General features: G+C 61.1%; 19 protein-coding genes. 14 read left to right on the forward strand and 5 right to left on the reverse strand.

What is annotated here, in order from left to right; genetic code table 11:
* Positions 1–257 precede the first annotated feature (257 nt).
* Positions 258–1526: an NADH:flavin oxidoreductase/NADH oxidase family protein gene (locus Q1A32_RS11575; protein WP_299653169.1), complete on the forward strand. Its 1269-nt coding sequence runs from the start codon at positions 258–260 to the stop codon at positions 1524–1526.
* A 2-nt stretch (positions 1527–1528) separates the two neighbouring features.
* On the opposite strand, the gene Q1A32_RS11580 is transcribed toward Q1A32_RS11575, so the two are convergent.
* A complete protein-coding gene (locus Q1A32_RS11580; protein ID WP_299653172.1) occupies positions 1529–2455 on the reverse strand; it encodes an aminotransferase class IV in 927 nt (308 codons plus the stop codon).
* 60 nt (positions 2456–2515) lie between these two features.
* Between Q1A32_RS11580 and Q1A32_RS11585 the strand changes: the two genes are divergently transcribed.
* The 4 genes from Q1A32_RS11585 (at position 2516) to Q1A32_RS11600 (ending at position 4601) form a co-directional block, all read left to right on the forward strand.
* Positions 2516–3433: a galactose mutarotase gene (locus Q1A32_RS11585; protein ID WP_299653175.1), complete on the forward strand. Its 918-nt coding sequence runs from the start codon at positions 2516–2518 to the stop codon at positions 3431–3433.
* Between the two features lie 229 nt (positions 3434–3662).
* Positions 3663–3992, forward strand: a complete 330-nt coding sequence (locus Q1A32_RS11590) for a TfoX/Sxy family DNA transformation protein (protein ID WP_299653178.1) — start codon at positions 3663–3665, stop codon at positions 3990–3992.
* A gap of 68 nt (positions 3993–4060) precedes the next feature.
* Entirely contained in the window at positions 4061–4231 is a 171-nt protein-coding gene (locus Q1A32_RS11595) for a YqaE/Pmp3 family membrane protein (protein WP_076627211.1), read from the forward strand.
* The gene (locus Q1A32_RS11600; RefSeq protein WP_299653181.1) at positions 4224–4601 is read left to right on the forward strand and encodes a DUF4112 domain-containing protein; all 378 of its coding nucleotides are present in this window, start codon (positions 4224–4226) and stop codon (positions 4599–4601) included. Before Q1A32_RS11595 ends, Q1A32_RS11600 begins: the two co-directional genes overlap by 8 nt.
* Positions 4602–4897: 296 nt before the next feature.
* Here Q1A32_RS11600 and ndk read toward each other — a convergent pair whose 3' ends face one another.
* Both ndk and Q1A32_RS11610 read right to left on the reverse strand, forming a co-directional pair.
* Complete coding sequence (gene ndk, locus Q1A32_RS11605) at positions 4898–5320, reverse strand: nucleoside-diphosphate kinase (protein WP_299614462.1); 423 nt, start codon at positions 5318–5320, stop codon at positions 4898–4900.
* Between the two features lie 60 nt (positions 5321–5380).
* Positions 5381–6574 (reverse strand): multidrug effflux MFS transporter, encoded by a 1194-nt coding sequence (locus Q1A32_RS11610; RefSeq protein ID WP_299653184.1) that lies wholly within the window; start codon positions 6572–6574, stop codon positions 5381–5383.
* A 45-nt stretch (positions 6575–6619) separates the two neighbouring features.
* Between Q1A32_RS11610 and Q1A32_RS11615 the strand changes: the two genes are divergently transcribed.
* From Q1A32_RS11615 to Q1A32_RS11625, 3 genes are all read left to right on the forward strand, one after another.
* The gene (locus tag Q1A32_RS11615; RefSeq protein WP_299653187.1) at positions 6620–8467 is read left to right on the forward strand and encodes an ABC-F family ATP-binding cassette domain-containing protein; all 1848 of its coding nucleotides are present in this window, start codon (positions 6620–6622) and stop codon (positions 8465–8467) included.
* A 101-nt stretch (positions 8468–8568) separates the two neighbouring features.
* A complete protein-coding gene (locus Q1A32_RS11620; protein WP_299653190.1) occupies positions 8569–9192 on the forward strand; it encodes a MarC family protein in 624 nt (207 codons plus the stop codon).
* 31 nt (positions 9193–9223) lie between these two features.
* Positions 9224–9805, forward strand: a complete 582-nt coding sequence (locus tag Q1A32_RS11625) for a TIGR02281 family clan AA aspartic protease (protein ID WP_299614458.1) — start codon at positions 9224–9226, stop codon at positions 9803–9805.
* Here Q1A32_RS11625 and Q1A32_RS11630 read toward each other — a convergent pair.
* Both Q1A32_RS11630 and Q1A32_RS11635 read right to left on the reverse strand, forming a co-directional pair.
* The gene (locus tag Q1A32_RS11630) at positions 9802–10257 is read right to left on the reverse strand and encodes a DNA polymerase III subunit chi (protein WP_299653193.1); all 456 of its coding nucleotides are present in this window, start codon (positions 10255–10257) and stop codon (positions 9802–9804) included. The two genes, Q1A32_RS11625 and Q1A32_RS11630, sit on opposite strands and share 4 nt — an antisense overlap.
* Position 10258: 1 nt before the next feature.
* Complete coding sequence (locus tag Q1A32_RS11635; RefSeq protein WP_299653196.1) at positions 10259–11731, reverse strand: leucyl aminopeptidase; 1473 nt, start codon at positions 11729–11731, stop codon at positions 10259–10261.
* Between the two features lie 183 nt (positions 11732–11914).
* On the opposite strand from Q1A32_RS11635, the gene lptF reads away from it, so the two are divergent.
* Genes lptF through rsmA form a run of 6 tightly spaced genes read left to right on the forward strand, consistent with a single transcriptional unit; the run spans position 11915 to position 19324 of the window.
* Positions 11915–13021 carry an LPS export ABC transporter permease LptF gene (lptF, locus tag Q1A32_RS11640; RefSeq protein ID WP_366141229.1) on the forward strand — a complete coding sequence of 369 codons (1107 nt, stop codon included), beginning with the start codon at positions 11915–11917 and terminating at the stop codon, positions 13019–13021.
* Positions 13018–14115, forward strand: coding sequence for an LPS export ABC transporter permease LptG (gene lptG, locus Q1A32_RS11645; protein WP_299614454.1), 1098 nt, complete (start codon positions 13018–13020; stop codon positions 14113–14115). The genes lptF and lptG overlap by 4 nt, the downstream gene beginning before the upstream one ends.
* Complete coding sequence (locus Q1A32_RS11650) at positions 14108–16300, forward strand: LPS-assembly protein LptD (protein ID WP_299653202.1); 2193 nt, start codon at positions 14108–14110, stop codon at positions 16298–16300. The genes lptG and Q1A32_RS11650 overlap by 8 nt, the downstream gene beginning before the upstream one ends.
* A complete protein-coding gene (locus Q1A32_RS11655) occupies positions 16297–17526 on the forward strand; it encodes a peptidylprolyl isomerase (RefSeq protein WP_299653206.1) in 1230 nt (409 codons plus the stop codon). Before Q1A32_RS11650 ends, Q1A32_RS11655 begins: the two co-directional genes overlap by 4 nt.
* Positions 17523–18485, forward strand: a complete 963-nt coding sequence (gene pdxA, locus Q1A32_RS11660; protein ID WP_299653209.1) for a 4-hydroxythreonine-4-phosphate dehydrogenase PdxA — start codon at positions 17523–17525, stop codon at positions 18483–18485. Before Q1A32_RS11655 ends, pdxA begins: the two co-directional genes overlap by 4 nt.
* Positions 18482–19324 carry a 16S rRNA (adenine(1518)-N(6)/adenine(1519)-N(6))-dimethyltransferase RsmA gene (gene rsmA, locus Q1A32_RS11665; protein ID WP_299653212.1) on the forward strand — a complete coding sequence of 281 codons (843 nt, stop codon included), beginning with the start codon at positions 18482–18484 and terminating at the stop codon, positions 19322–19324. Before pdxA ends, rsmA begins: the two co-directional genes overlap by 4 nt.
* The last annotated feature ends 15 nt before the right edge of the window (positions 19325–19339 follow it).

The raw sequence follows: 19339 nt of genomic DNA on the forward strand, positions 1-19339 counted from the left end.
GTGCACGGCAAAGACGTCGCGCACATGTTTCACAGATAGCGCAAGCCCTGTACGCACATCGCCCTCAAAAATGCACGAACCGAGTGCTCAAACCAACCTTCTGTCGAAGATGAAAAGACAACCACGCCACAACGCGCCGGACGCCTATGACGCGCGGTCAGCGCCCTTCGACCGTCCCCGTGCCTTGAACTCGCGCCGTCTTTGTTGCTCTAAGGATCGACACGCCAACCGGGCGGATCTCTTCAAGGGCGCGCACCATGACCACCACGAACAGTTCTTCGGCACCTCTTCCCGATCACGCCACACACCTGTTCAGCCCTTATGACCTGAACGGTAAAGCGATAGCTCCGAACCGTTTTTTCAAGTCGGCCATGAGCGAAGTGCTCGCCGTTCAGGGCGTGCACCTGCCCACCGATGGGCACTTGCGCGTCTACGCGCGTTGGGCGCGCGGCGGAACGGGGATCATCGTGACGGGCAATGTCATGATTGACCCGAGCGCTTTGGGCGAGCCCGGAAATGTCGTGCTTGAAAACGACACCCATCTAGATCGCTTTGCCGCTTGGGCCGATGCCGTGCATCAGGCCAACCCGGATGCGCATGTCTGGATGCAGATCAATCACCCCGGCAAGCAAACACCGAAATTTCTGACCACACACCCCGTGGCCCCAAGCGCCGTTCCTCTGGGCAAGGCGTTGGAAAACACCTTTGCCCCACCCCGCGCCCTGAACCATGAAGAGATCGAGGGCCTGATCCGCCGCTTCGCCACCTCTGCCGGGCTGGCGCAAAAAGCGGGCTTTGATGGTGTGCAAATCCACGGCGCACACGGGTATCTGGTCAGTCAGTTCCTGTCGCCTCACCACAACCGCCGCACAGATCAATGGGGTGGCACGCCCGAAAACCGCCGGCGCTTTGCCTTGGAAACTTACCGCGCTGTCCGCACAGCCGTTGGCCCCGACTTTCCGGTGTCGATCAAGATGAACAGTGCCGATTTCCAAACTGGCGGGTTCGAAGGGGACGAAGCCTTTGAACTTATCGCCGCATTGTCAGCCGAAGGCATCGACCTGATCGAGATTTCCGGTGGCAACTACGAAAGCCCGGCCATGACGGGCGCCAAGCAATCCACCACGGAGCGGGAGGCGTATTTCCTCGAGTTTGCCTCCAAAGCCCGAAACCACACTGACGCCGCCCTTGCGGTCACCGGCGGGTTCCGGTCCGTGCGCGCAATGGAAGCGGCCGTCGCGTCAGGTGCCACCGATTTTGTCGGCATCGCGCGTGCGCTCACGCTTGACCCCGATCTGCCAAAGCATGCCGCGGACAATCCGGACTACACCTGCGACGTCGGGCGTCCCAGCACAGGGTTCCGCGCATTGGACATGATGTTCATGATCGCGATTTCTTACTACGAATCCCAGATCAGGCGCATGGCACGTGGCCAGAACCCGGACCCGTCCATGTCGGCGTGGCGCACTGTCCTGCAAAGCGGAACGGCTCTGGGCAAGGCTGCGTTCCGCAAAAGACGCGCCTGACGCTAACCGTCCGCGCGATCCGCCTCGATCAAACGCTTGTACGCGGCCCGTAACTGCAAAAAGACCGGGCCCGCACGACCACCACCGATCACGCGCCCATCGATGTCGAACACCGGTGTCTGCGCGCCAAACGTACCGGTCAAGAACGCCTCGTCAGCAGCATAAGTATCGACCAGCGAATAGTTCCGCTCAAAGACAGGGATGCCTTCGGACCGGCACAGATCAATCACCTTCTGCCGCGTGATGCCGTTCATGCAATAATCCCCGGTCGAGGTCCAAACCGCTCCCTTCTTGACGACAAAGAAGTTGCAGGCATTTGTGGTGTTCACAAAGCCGAACGGGTCCAGCATCAGCGCCTCGTCCGCTCCGGCCCGAACCGCATGGTTCAGCGCGATGATACAGTTCAGCTTGGAATGCGAGTTCAGCTTGGCATCCTGCGTCAACGGCAGCCCGCGATGATGCGGCACCGTATGCAGCCTTATGCCTCGCTCGACCACGCTCTCGTCCGGCTTGGAATGCTCGGCAATAATGACAACTGTCGACCCCCACAGGCTCAGATGCGGATGCTGGAACGGCTTGGCCTTCCGCCCGCGCGTCACCATCAACCTGACATGAACATCCGTCTGCATGTCGTTGGCCTGCAAGGTTTTCCACACCGCCTCCTTCAGCGCATCACGATCCAACCCAATGTCAATCTCGGTATAGGCCGACGCTTCGAACAGGCGATCCAGATGATCGTCAAAGAACGGAATGTGCCCGTCATAAAGGCGCAACCCCTCCCAGATCCCGTCGCCAAGCATGAACCCGCTGTCATACACCGACACCACCGCCTCGGCGCGCGGTACGATGCGTCCGTCAACATAAATCAGGATGTGATCATTGCGGTCGTCAGCTGCGGCGTCGTGCGTGGAAACGTGCGTGTCAGTCATGAGGTCTCTCCCTTGGGAAGATGAATTGCACAGCTGCGACCGCTTTGCCATGGTGCACGGATGGGCAAGACCTACACGATCCGCTCGAACCGTCTGACGGCTATTTGGGACCCCGATGGCGCGCGATTGCGCAGCCTGTCCCTTGATGGCGGGCCGAACATGGTGCTGGACGTGGATGATGCGGTCTCCGGCAGACTGCGCGACGCATATGCTGGTACGATTGTCGGGCCGTTGGCCAACCGCGTGCGGGGTGGCACGGTGCCGTTGAACGGTGCAACCTATCAGATGCCCTGCAACGAAGACGGGATCACGGCCCTGCACAGTGGCCCGCACGGGTTGGACCGCGCAACGTGGACCGTCGCGGCCCAAGATCGGTCTGCCCTGCACTTCACCCACCAGCTGCCCGACGGATATGGCGGGCTGCCCGGACATCGGGACATCGATCTGTGGTGTGACGTCATGAACGACACCCTGACGCTGCGGATCACCCTGACCACGGATGCGCCAACTCCGGTCTCGATTGCGCATCACCCGTATTGGCGCGTGACCCCGGACCATTTGCTGCAGATCAACGCCGCGCACTACCTGACCACGGATGATACGAACCTGCCGACCGGACAGATTGCGCCCGTGGCAGACACGCCTTTCGACCATCGCATGCCCCGCGCCATCGACACGGCGACAGACCACAATTTCTGTATCGCAACTGCCAGACGCGACCGACCGCACGCGGTGGCCATGCTGATCACCCGGGACCATATCTTGCACATCGCCAGCACCGAACCCGGGCTACAGGCCTATAGCGGGGCCTTCCTGCCCGATATCCCTGCAACCAACGTCGCACCGCTCGCGGGCATCGCACTTGAACCGCAGGGCTGGCCGGACGCCGTCAACAATCCCGAGTTTCCCAGCGTAATTTGCACGCCCGATCACCCGTATTCACAAACAACTGAGTACAAGGTGCAGTCCGCCACATAATTGCCACATTTCAGCCACCCCCACGGCACAGTGTCGTGCTGGGGTGATCGTGCCGCAGAGTTTCGCGGCCAACGCAAAATGTAAAAGGTGATGAAATGTCGAGCAAACAACGCCCCCCGGCCCCACAAGTGCCACCGAAAAAAGACGCCAAACCCGCGCCCATCATTACGGACTACGCCAGTATCTGAGGATGGGTGACATGGCCATGGTGGCGCGATAAAACACGCCCATGGGCGATCCTGTCTCTTCTATCCGCAACCTTGGCCCCGCCATGGACGCTGCCTGCAAAACGGCGGGCATTCCCGATGCGGACACATTGCGCGCCCTGGGCGCTGACGAAACCTATGCCCGCCTGTTGCGCACCGGCATGCGGCCGCACTTCATCGGCTATTATGTGCTGGTCATGGGCCTTCAGGGTCGGCCGTGGAACGACTGCAAGGGTGATGAGAAAAAGGCCCTGCGCAAACGCTTCGACGCGATCAAGGCGCACGCCTTTGACAAAGGTCTCAGCGATTTCGAACGCGCCCTGAACGAGATTGGCGTGATCGCCAAACCCTGAGGTGTTCGGAACTTTCGCACAGGTTGTCTGGTTGGTCCTTCAACAGACAGCAAACGAAAGGCCAAGTCATGGACCTCATTCGCATCATTCTCGCCGTTATCCTGCCCCCGCTGGGCGTGTTCCTGCAGGTCGGCATCGGCAAACATTTCTGGATCAACATCCTGCTGACCCTGCTTGGCTACATCCCCGGCATCGTGCACGCCGTGTGGGTCATTGCCCGTACACCTGAACATGCCTGATCACACGGATCAGCTTGAACATCTTGACCGCATCGCCCGGACCATGGACCGGGCGGTGCGGTTGCCCGTTGTGGGCGTGCGCGTCGGGTGGGACAGCATTCTGGGCCTGATCCCCGGTATCGGCGACGCCCTGACACTTGGGCCTGCGGGCTACATCGTATGGAAGGCGCATAGAATGGGTACGCCCGGTGCGCTCAAGGCGCGCATGCTGGGCAACATCGGCATCGACGCATTGATCGGGTCCATCCCACTTGTGGGCGATCTGTTCGACATCGGCTGGAAAGCCAACACCCGCAACGTCGCCTTGTTACAGCGTCACTTCGAAGTGCAACCCGGTTCATCACCGCGCGCTGCTGTCACGCAGTCTTAACCCAAACGCTGAACAGTCGCGGGCCCCCCGTATGTTGTGTTTGGCGCTGAGGCGGCCACCAGACCGGTGCACAGGGGGTGTACGGGGGGTGCACAGGGGGTGCATGGCTGTCACAGCCGCAAACGCGCAATTATCAGGCTTATTTTCAATGACTTAAATGGCGGAGTGAACGTGCCGAACCGTCAGAAAACCACCTGTTGCGCGCACGTGCCGTTTACCACTCATCAACCAACAAAAAACCGGCGCGCCCGAAAGGCACGCCGGTTCATCATGTCTGCACGGAAGGTGCGGTTGGCTTAGCCCACCAGCTCCAGACCCGAGAAGAAGTACGCGATCTCAACCGCAGCCGTCTCAGGCGCGTCGGACCCGTGGACCGAATTCTCACCCACGCTCTCCGCAAACTCGGCCCGGATGGTGCCTGCGTCCGCATCGGCGGGGTTGGTCGCACCCATCACTTCACGGTTCTTGGCAATGGCGCCTTCGCCTTCCAGAACTTGTGCCACGATAGGCGCCGACGCCATGAACTCACACAGCTCGTCATAGAAGGGACGCTCGGCGTGCACCTTGTAGAACTCGCCGGCTTGCGCCTTGGTCAGATGGATGCGCTTTTGCGCCACGATCCGCAGGCCAGCGTCCTCGAATTTCTTGTTGATCGCACCGGTCAGGTTGCGGCGTGTTGCATCGGGTTTGATGATGGAAAAGGTGCGCTCGAGAGCCATGGATATCTCCTGTCAGCAGCGCGCGGGACCGTCCCGTGCGCGAAAATCATCGGCCCACTATCATGGGGTTTTGACGTTGGAAACCCCTGTCTCTTCGCGGTCCCACAGGGCGGCCAGCACCGCCATGACCATCGCCAGCATCAAGGTGATCAACATCAGCGACAACAAGGCCACCGGCGTGGCAGAGGCGCCCAGTACCGCCGTCGTGGCCCAGCTCAGCGCCGCACCCAGCCCGAGCGCCACAGCCCCGTTCACGCCCGACGCACTGCCCGCCAGATCAGGCCGCACCGACAACGCTCCGGCATTGGCATTGGCCAGCGACAGTCCGTTCCCGATGCCGACCGTCACCGTGCTCAGAAACAGCGGCACAACCCAAAGACCACCGGCACTGTAGTACAGAAACGCGGCCCCCAGCCCGGCAATGGGCAAAGCGCGACCCGTCAGGATGAGCCGGATCGGACCCACCCGTTGCACCAGCCGCGCCGACAATCCCGCCCCCACCATGAAGCCCGCCGTGGTGGTCCCCAGCGCAATGCCGATCTGCGCCGGACCCATCCCAAACACATCCGCCGCGACAAAGGGCGCGCCGGTCAGAAACACATAAAACGTCCCGACCCCAAGGGCTTGCAGCCCGACATAGGCCCAGAACAGCCGCGCTCGCAGCAGCGCCCCGATCTGAAATCGCTGTCTGCGCCCACCTTCATGCGTCTCACCCAGATCGCGCAGACACCACAGCAACAGGCCCGCCCCCAGCAGCGCATAGGTGACAAACACAGACCGCCAGCCAAAGGCCGTCTCCAGCAGCCCGCCCACCATGGGCGCCAGCATCGGAGCGACTGCCATGGCAGATGCAATCAGCGACAGCTTCGCCGCCGCCACGCGCCCCTCATACATGTCGCGCACCACGGCAGAGGAAAGAATACCGCCCCCCACGGCCACCGCCTGCCCGGTCCGCGCAATCAGAAACAGCGTGATGTTCTCTGCCAGCAAACACAGAACCGATGCCACCACATACAAAGCCAAAAGCCCAAGGATCACAGGCCGCCGCCCAAACCGATCCGACAGCGGCCCCAGCACCAGCTGCAACACCGCCGCCGCCAGCATATAGAGCGAAATGGACCGCCCCATGACCGCCTCGGACACGCCAAAGGCTTCGCGCATCGCGGGCAAGGCCGGCAGGAACATGTTCAGCGTCAGCACCGTCAGCGCCGTCAACAGAACAAGGGTCACAAGATGGGGCGCGGGTCTGCTCATCCGCAGGGGCTAGCACGCCCCGCACCCCTCTGCTAGAGCGCGCCCATGTTGCGCATTTCAGACATCACCTACGCCGTTGCGGGCCGCCCCCTGTTCGAAGGGGCCAGCGCCGTCATTCCCGAAGGCCACAAGGTCGGCCTCGTGGGGCGCAATGGCACGGGCAAGACCACGCTCTTCCGCCTGATCTATGGTGAACTGGCACTGGAATCAGGCGACATCTCCCTGCCCTCCGGCGCGCGCATCGGCGGTGTGGCGCAAGAGGTGCCCGCATCGCAGACGTCGCTCATCGACACGGTGCTGGCCGCCGACACCGAACGCGCAGCCCTGCTTGCCGATGACAGCCAGGACCCCGCCCGCATTGCCGAAATCCAGACCCGCCTGGCCGATATCGACGCTTGGTCCGCGGAGGCCCGCGCCGCCACGATCCTCAAGGGGCTGGGCTTTGACGACGACGAACAGCTCAAACCCTGCGCCGATTTCTCCGGCGGCTGGCGCATGCGCGTGGCCCTCGCCGCCGTCCTCTTTGCGCAGCCTGATCTGCTGCTGCTTGATGAACCCACCAACTATCTCGACCTCGAAGGGGCGCTTTGGCTCGAATCGTACCTCGCCAAATACCCTCACACGGTGGTCATCATCAGCCACGACCGTGGTCTGCTGAACCGCGCCGTCGGTGCGATCCTGCACCTCGAAGACCGCAAGCTGACCTATTACCAGGGCCCCTACGACCAGTTCGCCCGGCAACGCGCCGAAAAGCTCGCGAACGCCGCCGCCATGGCCAAAAAGCAGGACGCCCGCCGCGCCCACCTGCAATCCTATGTGGACCGCTTCCGCTACAAGGCGGACAAGGCCCGGCAGGCGCAATCCCGGCTCAAGGCGCTGTCGAAAATGCAGCCCATCTCCACCCCACAAGAGGCTGGGCTCAAACGGTTTGACTTCCCCAACCCCGAGGAACTGTCGCCGCCCATCATCCACATGGACGGCTCCAGCACCGGCTACGGCGACACCACGGTGCTGTCCAAGCTGAACCTGCGAATTGATCAGGACGACCGCATCGCACTTCTGGGCAAGAACGGGCAAGGCAAGTCCACGCTGTCCAAATTCCTGTCGGATCGCCTGCCGTCCATGTCGGGCAAGATGACCAAATCGTCCAAGCTGCGCATCGGCTACTTCGCCCAACACCAGGTGGACGAACTGCACATCGACGAGACCCCGCTCGACCACCTGCGCCGCGAACGCCCCACCGAAAGCCCCGCCAAATGGCGTGCGCGTCTCTCGGGCTTTGGGCTCATGGCGGATCAGGCCGACACAGTCGTGGGCAAGCTGTCAGGTGGCCAAAAAGCAAGGCTTTCGCTGCTGCTGGCGACACTCGACGCCCCGCATATGCTGATCCTCGACGAACCCACCAACCACCTCGATATCGAATCCCGCGAGGCTCTGGTCGAAGCGCTCACCAACTACACCGGTGCTGTGATCCTGGTCAGCCACGACATGCACCTGCTGGAATTGGTGGCCGACCGGCTGTGGCTCGTCTCAAACGGGACAGTCAAACCGTTCGAAGACGATCTGGAAGCCTACCGAAAGCTGCTGCTCAGCGACGGCAAAGCGCCAAAACAAGCCAAACCAACAGCGCCAAAACCCAAGAAACCCAGCCGCGACGCCATCCTCGCCCTGCGGTCCGAGGCGCGCAAATCCGAAGCCCGCGTCGAAAAGCTGAACCAGATGCGCGACAAACTCGCGACCAAGCTGGCCGACCCGGATCTCTACGAAGACACCAAGATCGGCGAGATGGAGGTCTGGCAAAAGAAATACGCCGAAGTCATGGATGCGCTGGGGCGCGCCGAAAGCCTGTGGATGCAGGACCTCGAAAAACTCGAAACCGCCGAACGGGCCTGATCCTTCTTCCGGCTCAAAATATCCCGGGGAGATTGAGGGGCAGCGCCCCTCAACCCCAAAAATGAATCGCATGCGCCAAAGGCGCTCAATCTGAAAACGCCATGATCGACACCGCCTTCCTCATCACCGCTTTCGTGACCATGTTCGTGGTGATCGACCCCATCGGCTTGGCCCCGCTGTTCGTGGCCCTCACCCAAGGTGTGCCGGAACGCCAGCGCCGTGCCATCGCGGTCCGCGCCTGTGCCATCGGCATGATCATCCTGATCGTCTTTGCCCTCTTCGGCGAAGCAGTCCTTGGCTTCATCGGCATCTCCATGCCCGCCTTCCGGGTCGCAGGCGGCATACTGCTCTTCCTCACTGCCCTCGACATGCTGTTCGAACGGCGCACCAAACGGCGCGAGGATCAGTCCGAGGACACAGACCATGACGACCCGTCCGTCTTCCCGCTGGCCATCCCGCTGATCTCCGGCCCGGGCTCCATCGCGTCCGTGATCCTGCTGACAGGTCAGAAACCGGGCGTCGAAGGTCTGGCCCTCGTCCTCGCCATTACAGCACTGGTCCTGTGCGTCTGCCTTGTGCTGTTTCTGGCCTCCAGCCTGCTCGAACGTGCGTTGGGCAAGACCGGCATCACTGTCGTCACCCGCCTTCTCGGCATGCTGCTCGCAGCCCTGTCCGTGCAGTTCGTTCTCGACGGTTTGCGCAACTTTGGCCTGATGCCGGGCTGAAACCCGAACCCAATTGCCCTATATGAGCGTCATGAGCAGCGATAACATTGCACAACTGATCTATCTCGGAACCTTCGCGCTGGTGCTGGGCGGCGGGTTTCTCCTGACCAACAAACTCAAGCTCAGCAAAACGCTGCAAATGGCATCGGCTTGGGTCCTGATCTTTCTGGGTGCCATCGCCGTGGTCGGCCTCTGGGACGATATTCAGGGCGACCTGATGGCGAACCAGACCCGGTTCGACGACAGCGGCACGATCACCATCCCGCGCAGCTTTGACGGACACTACTACCTGACACTCGACATCAACGGCGAACCGACGGACTTTATCGTGGACACCGGTGCCACCGACATCGTGCTGAACCGATCCGACGCGGAAACGGCAGGCCTGGATCCGGCCAACCTGAACTTTCTGGGCCGTGCAGCCACCGCAAATGGCGAAGTGCGTACCGCACCCGTCCGCTTGGATACGGTCGCGATTGGCCCACACGAGGACACGAATGTGCCAGCCGTCGTGAACGATGGCGCGCTGGATCAGTCCCTGCTTGGCATGGGGTATCTGCAACGCTGGGGCCGGATCGAGATTGCGGGCGGGGAAATGACGCTCAGCCGCTAGGTTTCGGCCTTCTTCTCCCACCGCCCACTTTCTTCGGACCAGTATTGCGCCGACGCGCCCGCGTCTTTGAGCGCCTTCCATTGCGCCCGCGCCGTATCCAAGGCAGCCGGGTCATTGCCGTCAAACAAGACGCACACCCGTTCCAATGCGGCCACTTCTTCCGCCGTGACCTCTGCCCCGTCAATCGTCATGACGCAGGTGGCTTCGTTTGCGGCCGGGCCCGTGGTCAACAAGACAGGCTGGTCCGCGTCATGCGGACCTCCGGCCATGCCATGCGGCAGAAACCCCTCATCCGCACCGAGCCACAGCTTTTTGTCGAGCCAACCAAGCCGTCCGGCATCCGGCCCACGCACGGCCACGCGCCAACCCGCCTGCAAGGCCTTGCCCAGCAGCATGGTCAGCGTGTCTTCGAGCGGGCGCCGGGTCAAATGGTAAAAATAGGCGGCTCCCATGTCACTCCGTCTCGTATCCGTCTGCCACCAGCCGGTTCAGGGCCATGACACCCCACCCAGTGGCGCCCGCAGGCGCAAGAGCGGTCGAAGACTTGACCGACGCCACGCCAGCGATGTCCAGATGGATCCACGGCGTTTCGTCCTTTACAAAGCGCTGCAAAAACTGTGCCGCCGTCACAGACCCGGCCGGACGGCCACCAATATTCTTCATATCCGCAATCCGTGACTTGAGCAGATCGTCATAGGCTTTGCCCAACGGCATGCGCCATGCACCCTCATGCTCTTTCTCTGCCGCCTTCAGGAAAGCATTGCAGAAGTCGTCATTATTGGAAAACACACCCGCATTCTCGTGCCCCAGACCAATGATGATCGCGCCGGTGAGTGTTGCCAGATCGACCATTCCAGCAGGCTCGAACCTCTCTTGCGCATACCACATCACGTCACACAGCACCAAACGCCCTTCGGCGTCGGTGTTGATGATCTCGACCGTGTCGCCCTTCATGGATGTCACCACGTCGCCCGGACGGGTCGCATTGCCGGACGGCATATTCTCGACAAGTCCAACAAGACCCACAACATTCGCCTTTGCCTTGCGCTTGGCGATGGCGCGCATCGTGCCCGCGACAACGCCGGCACCGCCCATATCCATGGTCATGTCTTCCATGCCACCTGCGGGCTTCAGGCTGATGCCGCCGGTGTCAAAGACTACACCCTTGCCCACCAGCGCCAACGGTGCCGCATCCTTGGCGCCGCCATTCCACTGCATGACGACGACCTTCGACGGGCTGTCCGATCCCTGCCCCACGGACAACAGCGTGCGCATGCCCAACTTCTCCAGATCGGCCTCTTCCAGGACTTCGACCTCAAGGCCCAGATCCTTCATTTCGGCCAGACGATTGGCGAACTCGGTCGTGGTCAACACGTTGGCGGGTTCATTCACCAGATCGCGGGTCATGAAAGCGCCGTCAGCAATCGCCATCAACGGGCCTGCAGCGATTTCAGCGTCTTCGGGTTTCGAGCACATGACCGTCACGCCGGTCTCATTGTCTTCCGCGTCCGTCTTATGAGCGGAAAAGTCGTAGTCCCGCATCACAAGGCCGAAGGCAACGTCGGCAATGCGCCGCGCACCGTCAGCGGCCAGCAGAACCGCCTTGCCTCCCCGCACCTTGCCCAACGCGGCCCCCGCCTTGCGCGCATCCTCGACCGAGTGGTTGCGCGGCAGACAGATCACATCAAGCGCTTCTGCCGCCATCCCAACGGGCCAGGCGAACGTTGTCACCTGACCGGCCTTCACCTTTTCGAACCCTTCGCTGTCGACAAAGCGCTGTACGGCCCCTTTTGTCAGACGGTTCGCGCGGCGTGCGCTCTGTTCCAGCTTGCCCTCGGGCGAAACGATCACGGCCACACGGCCCTCGTGCCCGGCAAGCGCATCAAGGTCTGTGGCAGTGAAGGTGACGGGGGTCAGGTTGGTCATGGCATGCTCCGGAGTTCAGTTTGGCCTAGACGTAACGCGCCCCCGACCAACTGACCAGCACATTGGACAGTTTAGGAGTTTTCCCCGGCCCCGCCTTGGGGTAGGTTCGCGACCAACGCTGCCGCGTCCCAAATCGCACGCAAGACACAACCGGGGGGCCCATTGGTCAGATTTGACCGCTATATGTTGTCACAGCTCCTGTGGCTGTTTGGGTTCTTTGCACTGGTTCTGGTTGCCGTGTTCTGGATCAATCGCGCTGTGCAATTGTTTGACCGCCTGATCGGCGACGGACAAACGGCGTTGGTGTTTCTTGAATTCTCTGCGCTTGGCTTGCCACGGCTGATCACCACGGTCCTGCCTATCGCCACCTTTGCAGCGGCCGTTTACGTGACAAACAGGCTGAACAATGAAAGCGAGTTGACAGTGATGATGTCCACGGGCTCGTCCCCGTGGCGTCTGGCGCGACCCGTTGCCGTGTTCGGGATCATCTCCGCGCTCATGATGTCGGTCCTGAGCCACATTCTGGTTCCTGCCGCCAGCGAGCAACTGTCAGAGCGAGAGGTCGAAATCTCCCGCAACGTGACCTCACGCCTGCTGACAGAGGGAACCTTTCTCAGCCCCACAAAAGGCGTGACGTTCTATACCCGTGCAATTGGTGAAGACGGCGTTTTGAAGGACGTGTTTCTGGCCGATCGTCGCGCGCCGGAAGAACGGGTCATCTACACGGCGGCCGAAGCATACCTTGTGCGCAATGGCGACGGCACCTCGCTCATTATGATTGACGGCTTGGCGCAGCGCCTTGCGATTTCCGACAACCGGCTATCGACCGGCAAGTTTCAGGATTTTTCCTTCGATATTTCGCCTCTGATGGAAACCGACGATCAGATCGCGCCATCTTTGCAATACCTGCGGACCGATGCGTTGATGACGGAATGGGAGCAAGTCGCGCGCGATACTGGCTCAACAGTTGGCGCCGTGGCCGAAGAGTTGCACAGCCGGTTTGCGCGGGCGGCCTTTTGCTTTGTCACGGCGATGATCGGGTTCGCCACACTGCTCGTGGGGGGCTATTCCCGCTTTGGCGTATGGCGCGAAGTCGTGATTGCATTTCTCATCCTTATCGCGCTGGACGGCATGCGCAGTGCGCTGTCTGGTCCAGTTCTTGCGGACGCGCGACTGTGGCCGATCCTCTATCTGCCGTCGATCATAGGATTGTTGCTGACATCCGGGCTGCTCTGGTATGCCTCTGGCGGCGGCGCTCGCCTGCGACGATGGCGGAGGAGCGCGGCATGATCCTCCATATGTATTTCGCGCGCCGGTTTGCGCTCGCGATCCTGTCAATCGCGGCGATCCTGGCGGCTCTGGTCATGCTGGTGGATCTCATCGATCAGACCCGAAAGTTCGCCGATTATGGTGTCGGGTTCGGGCAGCGCGTTGTTCTGACCCTTTTGAATGTTCCCGAAACGCTGAACCAGATCCTGCCATTGATCATGATCCTCGGCACAGTCGCACTTTTTGTGTCGCTTGCACGGTCCTCTGAACTGGTCGTCACGCGGGCCGCCGGACGATCTGCCATTCGTGCGCTGGTGGGGCCTGTCGTGGTGTCGCTGGTCTTGGGTGTTCTTGCGACCACCACCCTTGGGCCCATCGTGGCCGCGACATCCAAGCAATACGCAACACTGGCCGAGACCTACCGCTCCGGTGGCGTATCAGCGGTGTCCATTTCCGAAGAAGGGCTGTGGCTTCGTCAGGGAGGTGAGACCGGGCAAACGGTGATCCGGGCGACGCGTTCCAACGCGGACGCTTCGGTTCTTTATGGCGTCACCTTTATTGCCTACGCACCAAATGGCGGCCCGGTGCGCCGGATCGAAGCAGCCAGTGCCGCCTTGCAGGACGGTGCCTGGTCCCTGCGCAACGCCAAGGCGTGGCCGTTGACCACCGGACTGAACCCTGAGGCCAATTCCGTGCAACATGACGTGCTGGAGATCCCCTCCACCCTCACGCTCGACGGGATACGAGAGCGTCTGGGTACACCCGCCGGTGTGTCGATCTGGGACATGCCAGAATTTATCACGCAGTTGGAGCAGGCCGGTTTTTCGGCCCGCAAGCATGTGGTGTGGCTGCAATCGGAATTGGCACGCCCGATCTTTCTGATGGGGATGGTTCTTGTTGCCGCCGCCTTTACGATGCGGCATACCAGATTTGGGGGAACCGGCACGGCGGTGCTGGCGGCAGTGTTGCTGGGGTTTGGGTTGTATTTCATCCGTAGCTTTGCACAGATATTGGGCGAGAACGGCCAGATTCCGGTGCTGCTTGCCGCGTGGGCGCCTCCGGTTGCATCCATTCTCTTGGCACTTGGACTTTTGTTGCAGGCAGAAGATGGCTGACATGCGACTGGTCCTGCGACACCTACTTTTTATTGCCTGCGCGATTGTATGGACGGGATATGCCCATGCGCAGGCGCAACCCGATGTACCGCCAGATGAACCAGCCCCCGCAGTTTTGGTTGCAGACGATATCGAGGTGACGCGCGACCGCCGTTTGGTGGCACGCGGCAACGTTGAAGCGTTTCAAGGCACGACGCGGCTAAGCGCGCAGGCCATCGAGTACAATCCAGACACCGGTGCCCTGACGATCACCGGTCCCATTGTGCTCGATGACGGTGCAGGCATCGTCATTCTGGCCAGCCAGGCCGAACTGAGCCAAGACCTTCAGGACGGCCTGCTGACCGGTGCCCGTTTGGTGCTGAACGATCAGTTGCAACTGGCATCTGTGCAGATGAACCGCGTTGGGGGGCGTTACACCCAGCTTTACAAAACAGCCGTCACCTCGTGCCGCATATGCGAAAACGACCCGAGCCCGCCGCTCTGGCAGATTCGCGCCAAGCGCGTCGTGCACGATCGCGAAGCGCGACAGCTTTACTTTGACGGCGCACAGCTGCGCATTCGAAACACTCCGATCCTTTATCTGCCCCGGCTTCGCCTTCCTGATCCGACACTCGACCGTGCCACTGGGTTTCTCATTCCTGAAATCCGGTCGAACTCGCGTTTGGGCACCGGCTTGCGCGTGCCGTATTTCATCAAGATCGGCGACCACCGGGACCTGACGTTGACCCCCTACGTAACGGGTGACACACGGACATTGGAGTTCAGGTATCGCCAGGCCTTCAAACGGGGACGGATCATCATACAGGGCGCTTATTCCGATGATGACCTGCAACCGGATGACACCCGCGGCTACCTTTTTGCCGCTGGGGAGTTCGCACTGAACCGTGGTTTTGTACTCGAATTTGATCTCGAGTCGGTTTCGGACGATGCATATTTGAATGATTACGGCTTCTTCGGCAAAGACCGCCTGGACAGTACAATCCAGTTAAGCCGCACGCGCCGGGACGAATTCATTCGGTTGTCGTACATCAACTTCAAATCGCTGCGGGATGATGAAGACGATGACCTTTTGCCATCGGACGTTGTCGATGCCCTGTACGAACGGCGATTCCACCCCAGCGTGATTGGTGGCGAAATCCGCTTGTCCGCTGAAGCACATGCTCATGAACGCCAATCGAACGTGAACTTTGACGCCGATGGCGACGGGGTTGTGGATGGGCGCGACGTCCTGCGTTTCAATGTGGAGGCGGGATGGCTGCGAACCTTCCAATTCGGCGGGCTGCAGATGCAGACTGAGCTGGGCATCGCAGGCGATGTCATCCGTGTCAGCGATGATGCGACATTTGACGACGGTGACAGCGGGCTTGCACCGAAGGCCGGGATCACCTTGCGCTATCCGTTGGTCAAGCGCGGCGACAACGGCGTTCGGCAATTCATTGAGCCGATAGCGCAATTCGCGTGGACGGGCGGCGATGGTCTGGATGTACCGAATGACGAGAGCACGCGCGTCGAATTTGACGAAGGCAATTTGCTGTCGCTCAGCCGTTTTCCAGCCCCGGACCGACGCGAACGCGGCTGGGCGTTTGCATATGGTGGCACGTGGGCGCGGCTTGATCCCGATGGATGGTCAGCCAGCCTGACCGTGGCGCAGGTTTTGCGACAGGACGCGCAACCGGACTTCAATGACACCTCCGGTCTGTCGGGCACGGCGTCGGACTTCCTTCTCGCAGGGCAACTGGAATTTGACGGCGGCCTTGCCGTATCCGGACGCACCCTGTTCAACGACAGCTTTGACGTTTCGAAAGCCGAAGTGCGCGGAGACTGGAGCAATGCAAGCCTGGACATCAGCGGCAGCTATATCTGGATCTCCGAAGATCCGGCCATCGAATTGCCGTCGCCTATTGGTGAGTTCACCTTTGACGGCAGCTACAAGATCGACCGGTTCTGGACAGCCAGCGCAAACTGGCGCTACGACCTTGAAGAAGGGCGCGCAGCAACAGCGGGCGCCGGGATTGCATATAGCAACGAGTGCGTGCGCGTGGGTCTGTCGGTCAATCGCAGCTTCGCGGACTCGACAACACTTGAGCCCTCCACCAGTCTGGGGTTAACAGTGTCCTTGCGCGGGTTTTCGGTGAATACCGGCGACCGGGTGGAAACACGATCATGCGGAAAGCAGGCGAAATGAGCGGTACGACATTCAGAAAAACCATGATCGCAGCATGCGCGTTGGCGCTGTGCTCGTTTCAGGTTTCGGCACAGGATCTTTTTGCTCCCGTTGCGCAAGTTGACCAGCGCATCATCACTGAATTCGAAGTGCAACAGCGGCAGCGCTTTTTGCGTGTGCTCGGTGCCAGCGGCTCAAGCCGGAGCGAGGTGATAGAGGAATTGATCCGCGACCGCTTGCGTGAAGATGAAACGCGACAGTCGGGCATCGTACTTGGCCCCGATGAACTGGCGCAGGGTCTCAGTGACTTTGCGGCCCGCGCGCAATTGTCGACCGAAGAGTTCGTCGAAGGGTTGGCAAGCGAAGGCATCGCGGAAGAGACCTTCCGAGATTTCGTAAATGTCTCGATTGTTTGGCGCGACTACATCCGTGCCCGTTTCGGCAACCGCGTCCGCGTCGATGATCGCGAAGTGGACCGCGCAGTGGATTCCGCCCGTGGCAACTCGGGCATCGAAGTGCTTGTGTCCGAGATTATCATCCCTGCCCCACCCCCTCGGGCCGAGCAGGTACTTGAGCAAGCAGAAGCGATTTCACAAGCCACAACAGAAGCCGAGTTTTCGGATTTCGCGCGCCGTTTTTCGGCCACCGCATCTCGTGGTGCCGGTGGTCGGCTGCCGTGGACCCCGATCAGCGAATTGCCCCCGGTCCTGCGCCCTCTTTTGCTGGCGCTTGGCCCGGGTCAGGTAACTGCACCATTGCAGATCCCGAATGCGGTTGCCCTGTTCCAGCTGCGCGACATTCGCGAGACGGCCGCGCCGCAGCGCAGTTTTTCCGCTATTGAATACGCGGCCTACTACATTGATGGCGGGCGCACCCCCGAAGCGCTGGCACGTGCACGCGCCATCTCGGCCCGTGTTGACCGCTGCGACGACCTGTTCGGAATTGCAAAGGGTCAGCCCGACAATGTTCTGGACCGTGGCAGCCTGCCGCCAGAGGAAATTCCCGACGACATTGCCATCGAATTGGCAAAACTGGATCCGGGTGAGGTGTCGACCGCGCTGACCCGTGCAGGCGGCAACACATTGGTGCTTTTGATGCTGTGTGGCAGAACGCCAGCGCTTGAGGAAGATCAGGTCATCGACCGGGACGCCATCGCCACCCAGCTGCGCAACCAGCGTCTGAACGCATTCTCCGAAACACTGCTGGCGGATCTGCGCGCGGAAGCTGACGTGCGCATTTTCGAATGACCGCAGCCCCCGTCGCCATATCATGTGGCGAACCTGCGGGCATAGGCCCGGAAATCGCTGCAAAGGCGTGGGACGCGTTGCGGCACGACGTGCCCATGATCTGGATCGGTGACCCGAAGCATCTTCCGGATGGCACTTCGTGGACCGAGGTTGAACACTGTGCCGATGCTATCGGTGCCGATGCTCTGCCAGTGTTGCGCCACGATTTCCCGGCGCCGGTCACAGCAGGAAAACCTGTCCCGGAAAATGCACAAGGCGTGATCGATGTCATCGCGCGCGGCGTAGAACTCGTAAGCACGGGCGCGGCATCGGCGCTCTGCACGGCCCCCATCCACAAGAAAGTGCTTATGGATGGAGCGGATTTTGCTTATCCCGGCCATACCGAATACCTCGCAGCGCTGACCAAAGCGACCCGTGCCGTGATGATGCTTGCGTCAGAGAACTTGCGGGTCGTGCCAACAACAATCCATATCGCGCTGGAAGACGTCTCTACGACGCTCACCCCTGACCTACTGCGCGAGACCATCGAGATTACTGCAGACGGATTACGCGACCAGTTTCATCTGTCCGCCCCCCGCATTGCCGTCGCTGGTTTGAACCCCCATGCGGGCGAAGGGGGCGCCATGGGGAAACAAGAGACAGAATGGATTGCCGATCTTGTCGCTGACATGGCGGCACAAGGTCTGGACGTCACCGGCCCATGGCCTGCGGACACGATGTTCCACGCCGCCGCTCGCAGCCGATACGATGCCGCGGTGTGCATGTATCACGACCAGGCGCTGATCCCGATCAAAACCCTCGACTTTGACAGGGGCGTGAACGTGACCCTGGGATTACCGATCATCCGCACATCGCCGGACCATGGCACAGCCTTTGACATTGCGGGACGTGGCATTGCCAACCCGACCAGTATGATCGAAGCCATCAGGCTGGCGCACAAGATGGCAACGCAGACATGAGTGCCATCGACGATCTGCCGCCTCTGCGTGCCGTCATTGCGGCGCACGGGCTGAGTGCACGCAAATCGCTTGGCCAGAACTTTCTGTTGGACCTGAACCTGACAGCCAAGATCGCACGGCAAGCAGGCAACCTGAGCGATACGGACGTGCTGGAGATTGGCCCCGGCCCCGGCGGTCTGACACGCGGCCTCTTGTCCGAAGGTGCACGCAAGGTGCTTGCCATCGAAAAAGACGCGCGCTGCTTGCCCGCACTGGCAGAGATCGCGGACCGCTATCCGGGTCAGTTGCAGGTCATCGAGGGGGACGCGCTTGATATCGACCCGCTGGAACACCTCACACCGCCGATCCGGGTGGCAGCGAACCTGCCCTACAATGTCGGAACCGAATTGCTGGTGCGCTGGCTGACACCGCCCACATGGCCACCCTTCTGGCAATCCCTGACGCTGATGTTCCAACGCGAAGTGGCAGAACGCATCGTGGCGCAGCCGGGCTCCAAGGCGTATGGCCGCCTCGCCGTGCTGTCTCAATGGCGTACAGATGCGCGGATTGTTCTGTCCTTGCCGCCAGACGCGTTCACGCCGCCGCCAAAGGTATCAAGCGCGGTTGTGCATCTGACAGCACTTCCCGCACCAAAGTTTGACGCTGACCCGGCTGTGCTCAGCCGTGTTGTTGCTGCCGCATTCAATCAGCGCCGCAAGATGCTGCGGGCGGCGCTCAAAGGCACGGCACCCGATATCGAAGACAGGTTGATCGCCGCGGGCATCAAACCCACGGACCGGGCCGAACAGGTTCCAATTGAAGCTTTCTGCGCCCTTGCACGTGAAGTCGCGAAGGGCTGAACGAAAAAGGGCGCG

This window comes from uncultured Tateyamaria sp. (assembly GCF_947503415.1).
GTDB lineage: Bacteria > Pseudomonadota > Alphaproteobacteria > Rhodobacterales > Rhodobacteraceae > Tateyamaria.

What these genes read in the sequence shown, in the direction of transcription:
- Q1A32_RS11575 (WP_299653169.1), top strand. Translation starts at nt 258, where the DNA reads ATGACCACCACGAACAGTTCTTCGGCACCTCTTCCCGATCACGCCACA.
- lptG (WP_299614454.1), top strand. Translation starts at nt 13,018, where the DNA reads ATGATCCTCCATATGTATTTCGCGCGCCGGTTTGCGCTCGCGATCCTG.
- Q1A32_RS11615 (WP_299653187.1), top strand. Translation starts at nt 6,620, where the DNA reads ATGTTGCGCATTTCAGACATCACCTACGCCGTTGCGGGCCGCCCCCTG.
- Q1A32_RS11620 (WP_299653190.1), top strand. Translation starts at nt 8,569, where the DNA reads ATGATCGACACCGCCTTCCTCATCACCGCTTTCGTGACCATGTTCGTG.
- pdxA (WP_299653209.1), top strand. Translation starts at nt 17,523, where the DNA reads ATGACCGCAGCCCCCGTCGCCATATCATGTGGCGAACCTGCGGGCATA.
- Q1A32_RS11635 (WP_299653196.1), bottom strand. Translation starts at nt 11,731, where the DNA reads ATGACCAACCTGACCCCCGTCACCTTCACTGCCACAGACCTTGATGCG.
- Q1A32_RS11600 (WP_299653181.1), top strand. Translation starts at nt 4,224, where the DNA reads ATGCCTGATCACACGGATCAGCTTGAACATCTTGACCGCATCGCCCGG.
- Q1A32_RS11655 (WP_299653206.1), top strand. Translation starts at nt 16,297, where the DNA reads ATGAGCGGTACGACATTCAGAAAAACCATGATCGCAGCATGCGCGTTG.
- Q1A32_RS11625 (WP_299614458.1), top strand. Translation starts at nt 9,224, where the DNA reads ATGAGCAGCGATAACATTGCACAACTGATCTATCTCGGAACCTTCGCG.
- rsmA (WP_299653212.1), top strand. Translation starts at nt 18,482, where the DNA reads ATGAGTGCCATCGACGATCTGCCGCCTCTGCGTGCCGTCATTGCGGCG.
- ndk (WP_299614462.1), bottom strand. Translation starts at nt 5,320, where the DNA reads ATGGCTCTCGAGCGCACCTTTTCCATCATCAAACCCGATGCAACACGC.
- Q1A32_RS11610 (WP_299653184.1), bottom strand. Translation starts at nt 6,574, where the DNA reads ATGAGCAGACCCGCGCCCCATCTTGTGACCCTTGTTCTGTTGACGGCG.
- Q1A32_RS11590 (WP_299653178.1), top strand. Translation starts at nt 3,663, where the DNA reads ATGGGCGATCCTGTCTCTTCTATCCGCAACCTTGGCCCCGCCATGGAC.
- Q1A32_RS11650 (WP_299653202.1), top strand. Translation starts at nt 14,108, where the DNA reads ATGGCTGACATGCGACTGGTCCTGCGACACCTACTTTTTATTGCCTGC.
- lptF (WP_366141229.1), top strand. Translation starts at nt 11,915, where the DNA reads ATGTTGTCACAGCTCCTGTGGCTGTTTGGGTTCTTTGCACTGGTTCTG.
- Q1A32_RS11580 (WP_299653172.1), bottom strand. Translation starts at nt 2,455, where the DNA reads ATGACTGACACGCACGTTTCCACGCACGACGCCGCAGCTGACGACCGC.
- Q1A32_RS11630 (WP_299653193.1), bottom strand. Translation starts at nt 10,257, where the DNA reads ATGGGAGCCGCCTATTTTTACCATTTGACCCGGCGCCCGCTCGAAGAC.
- Q1A32_RS11585 (WP_299653175.1), top strand. Translation starts at nt 2,516, where the DNA reads ATGGGCAAGACCTACACGATCCGCTCGAACCGTCTGACGGCTATTTGG.
- Q1A32_RS11595 (WP_076627211.1), top strand. Translation starts at nt 4,061, where the DNA reads ATGGACCTCATTCGCATCATTCTCGCCGTTATCCTGCCCCCGCTGGGC.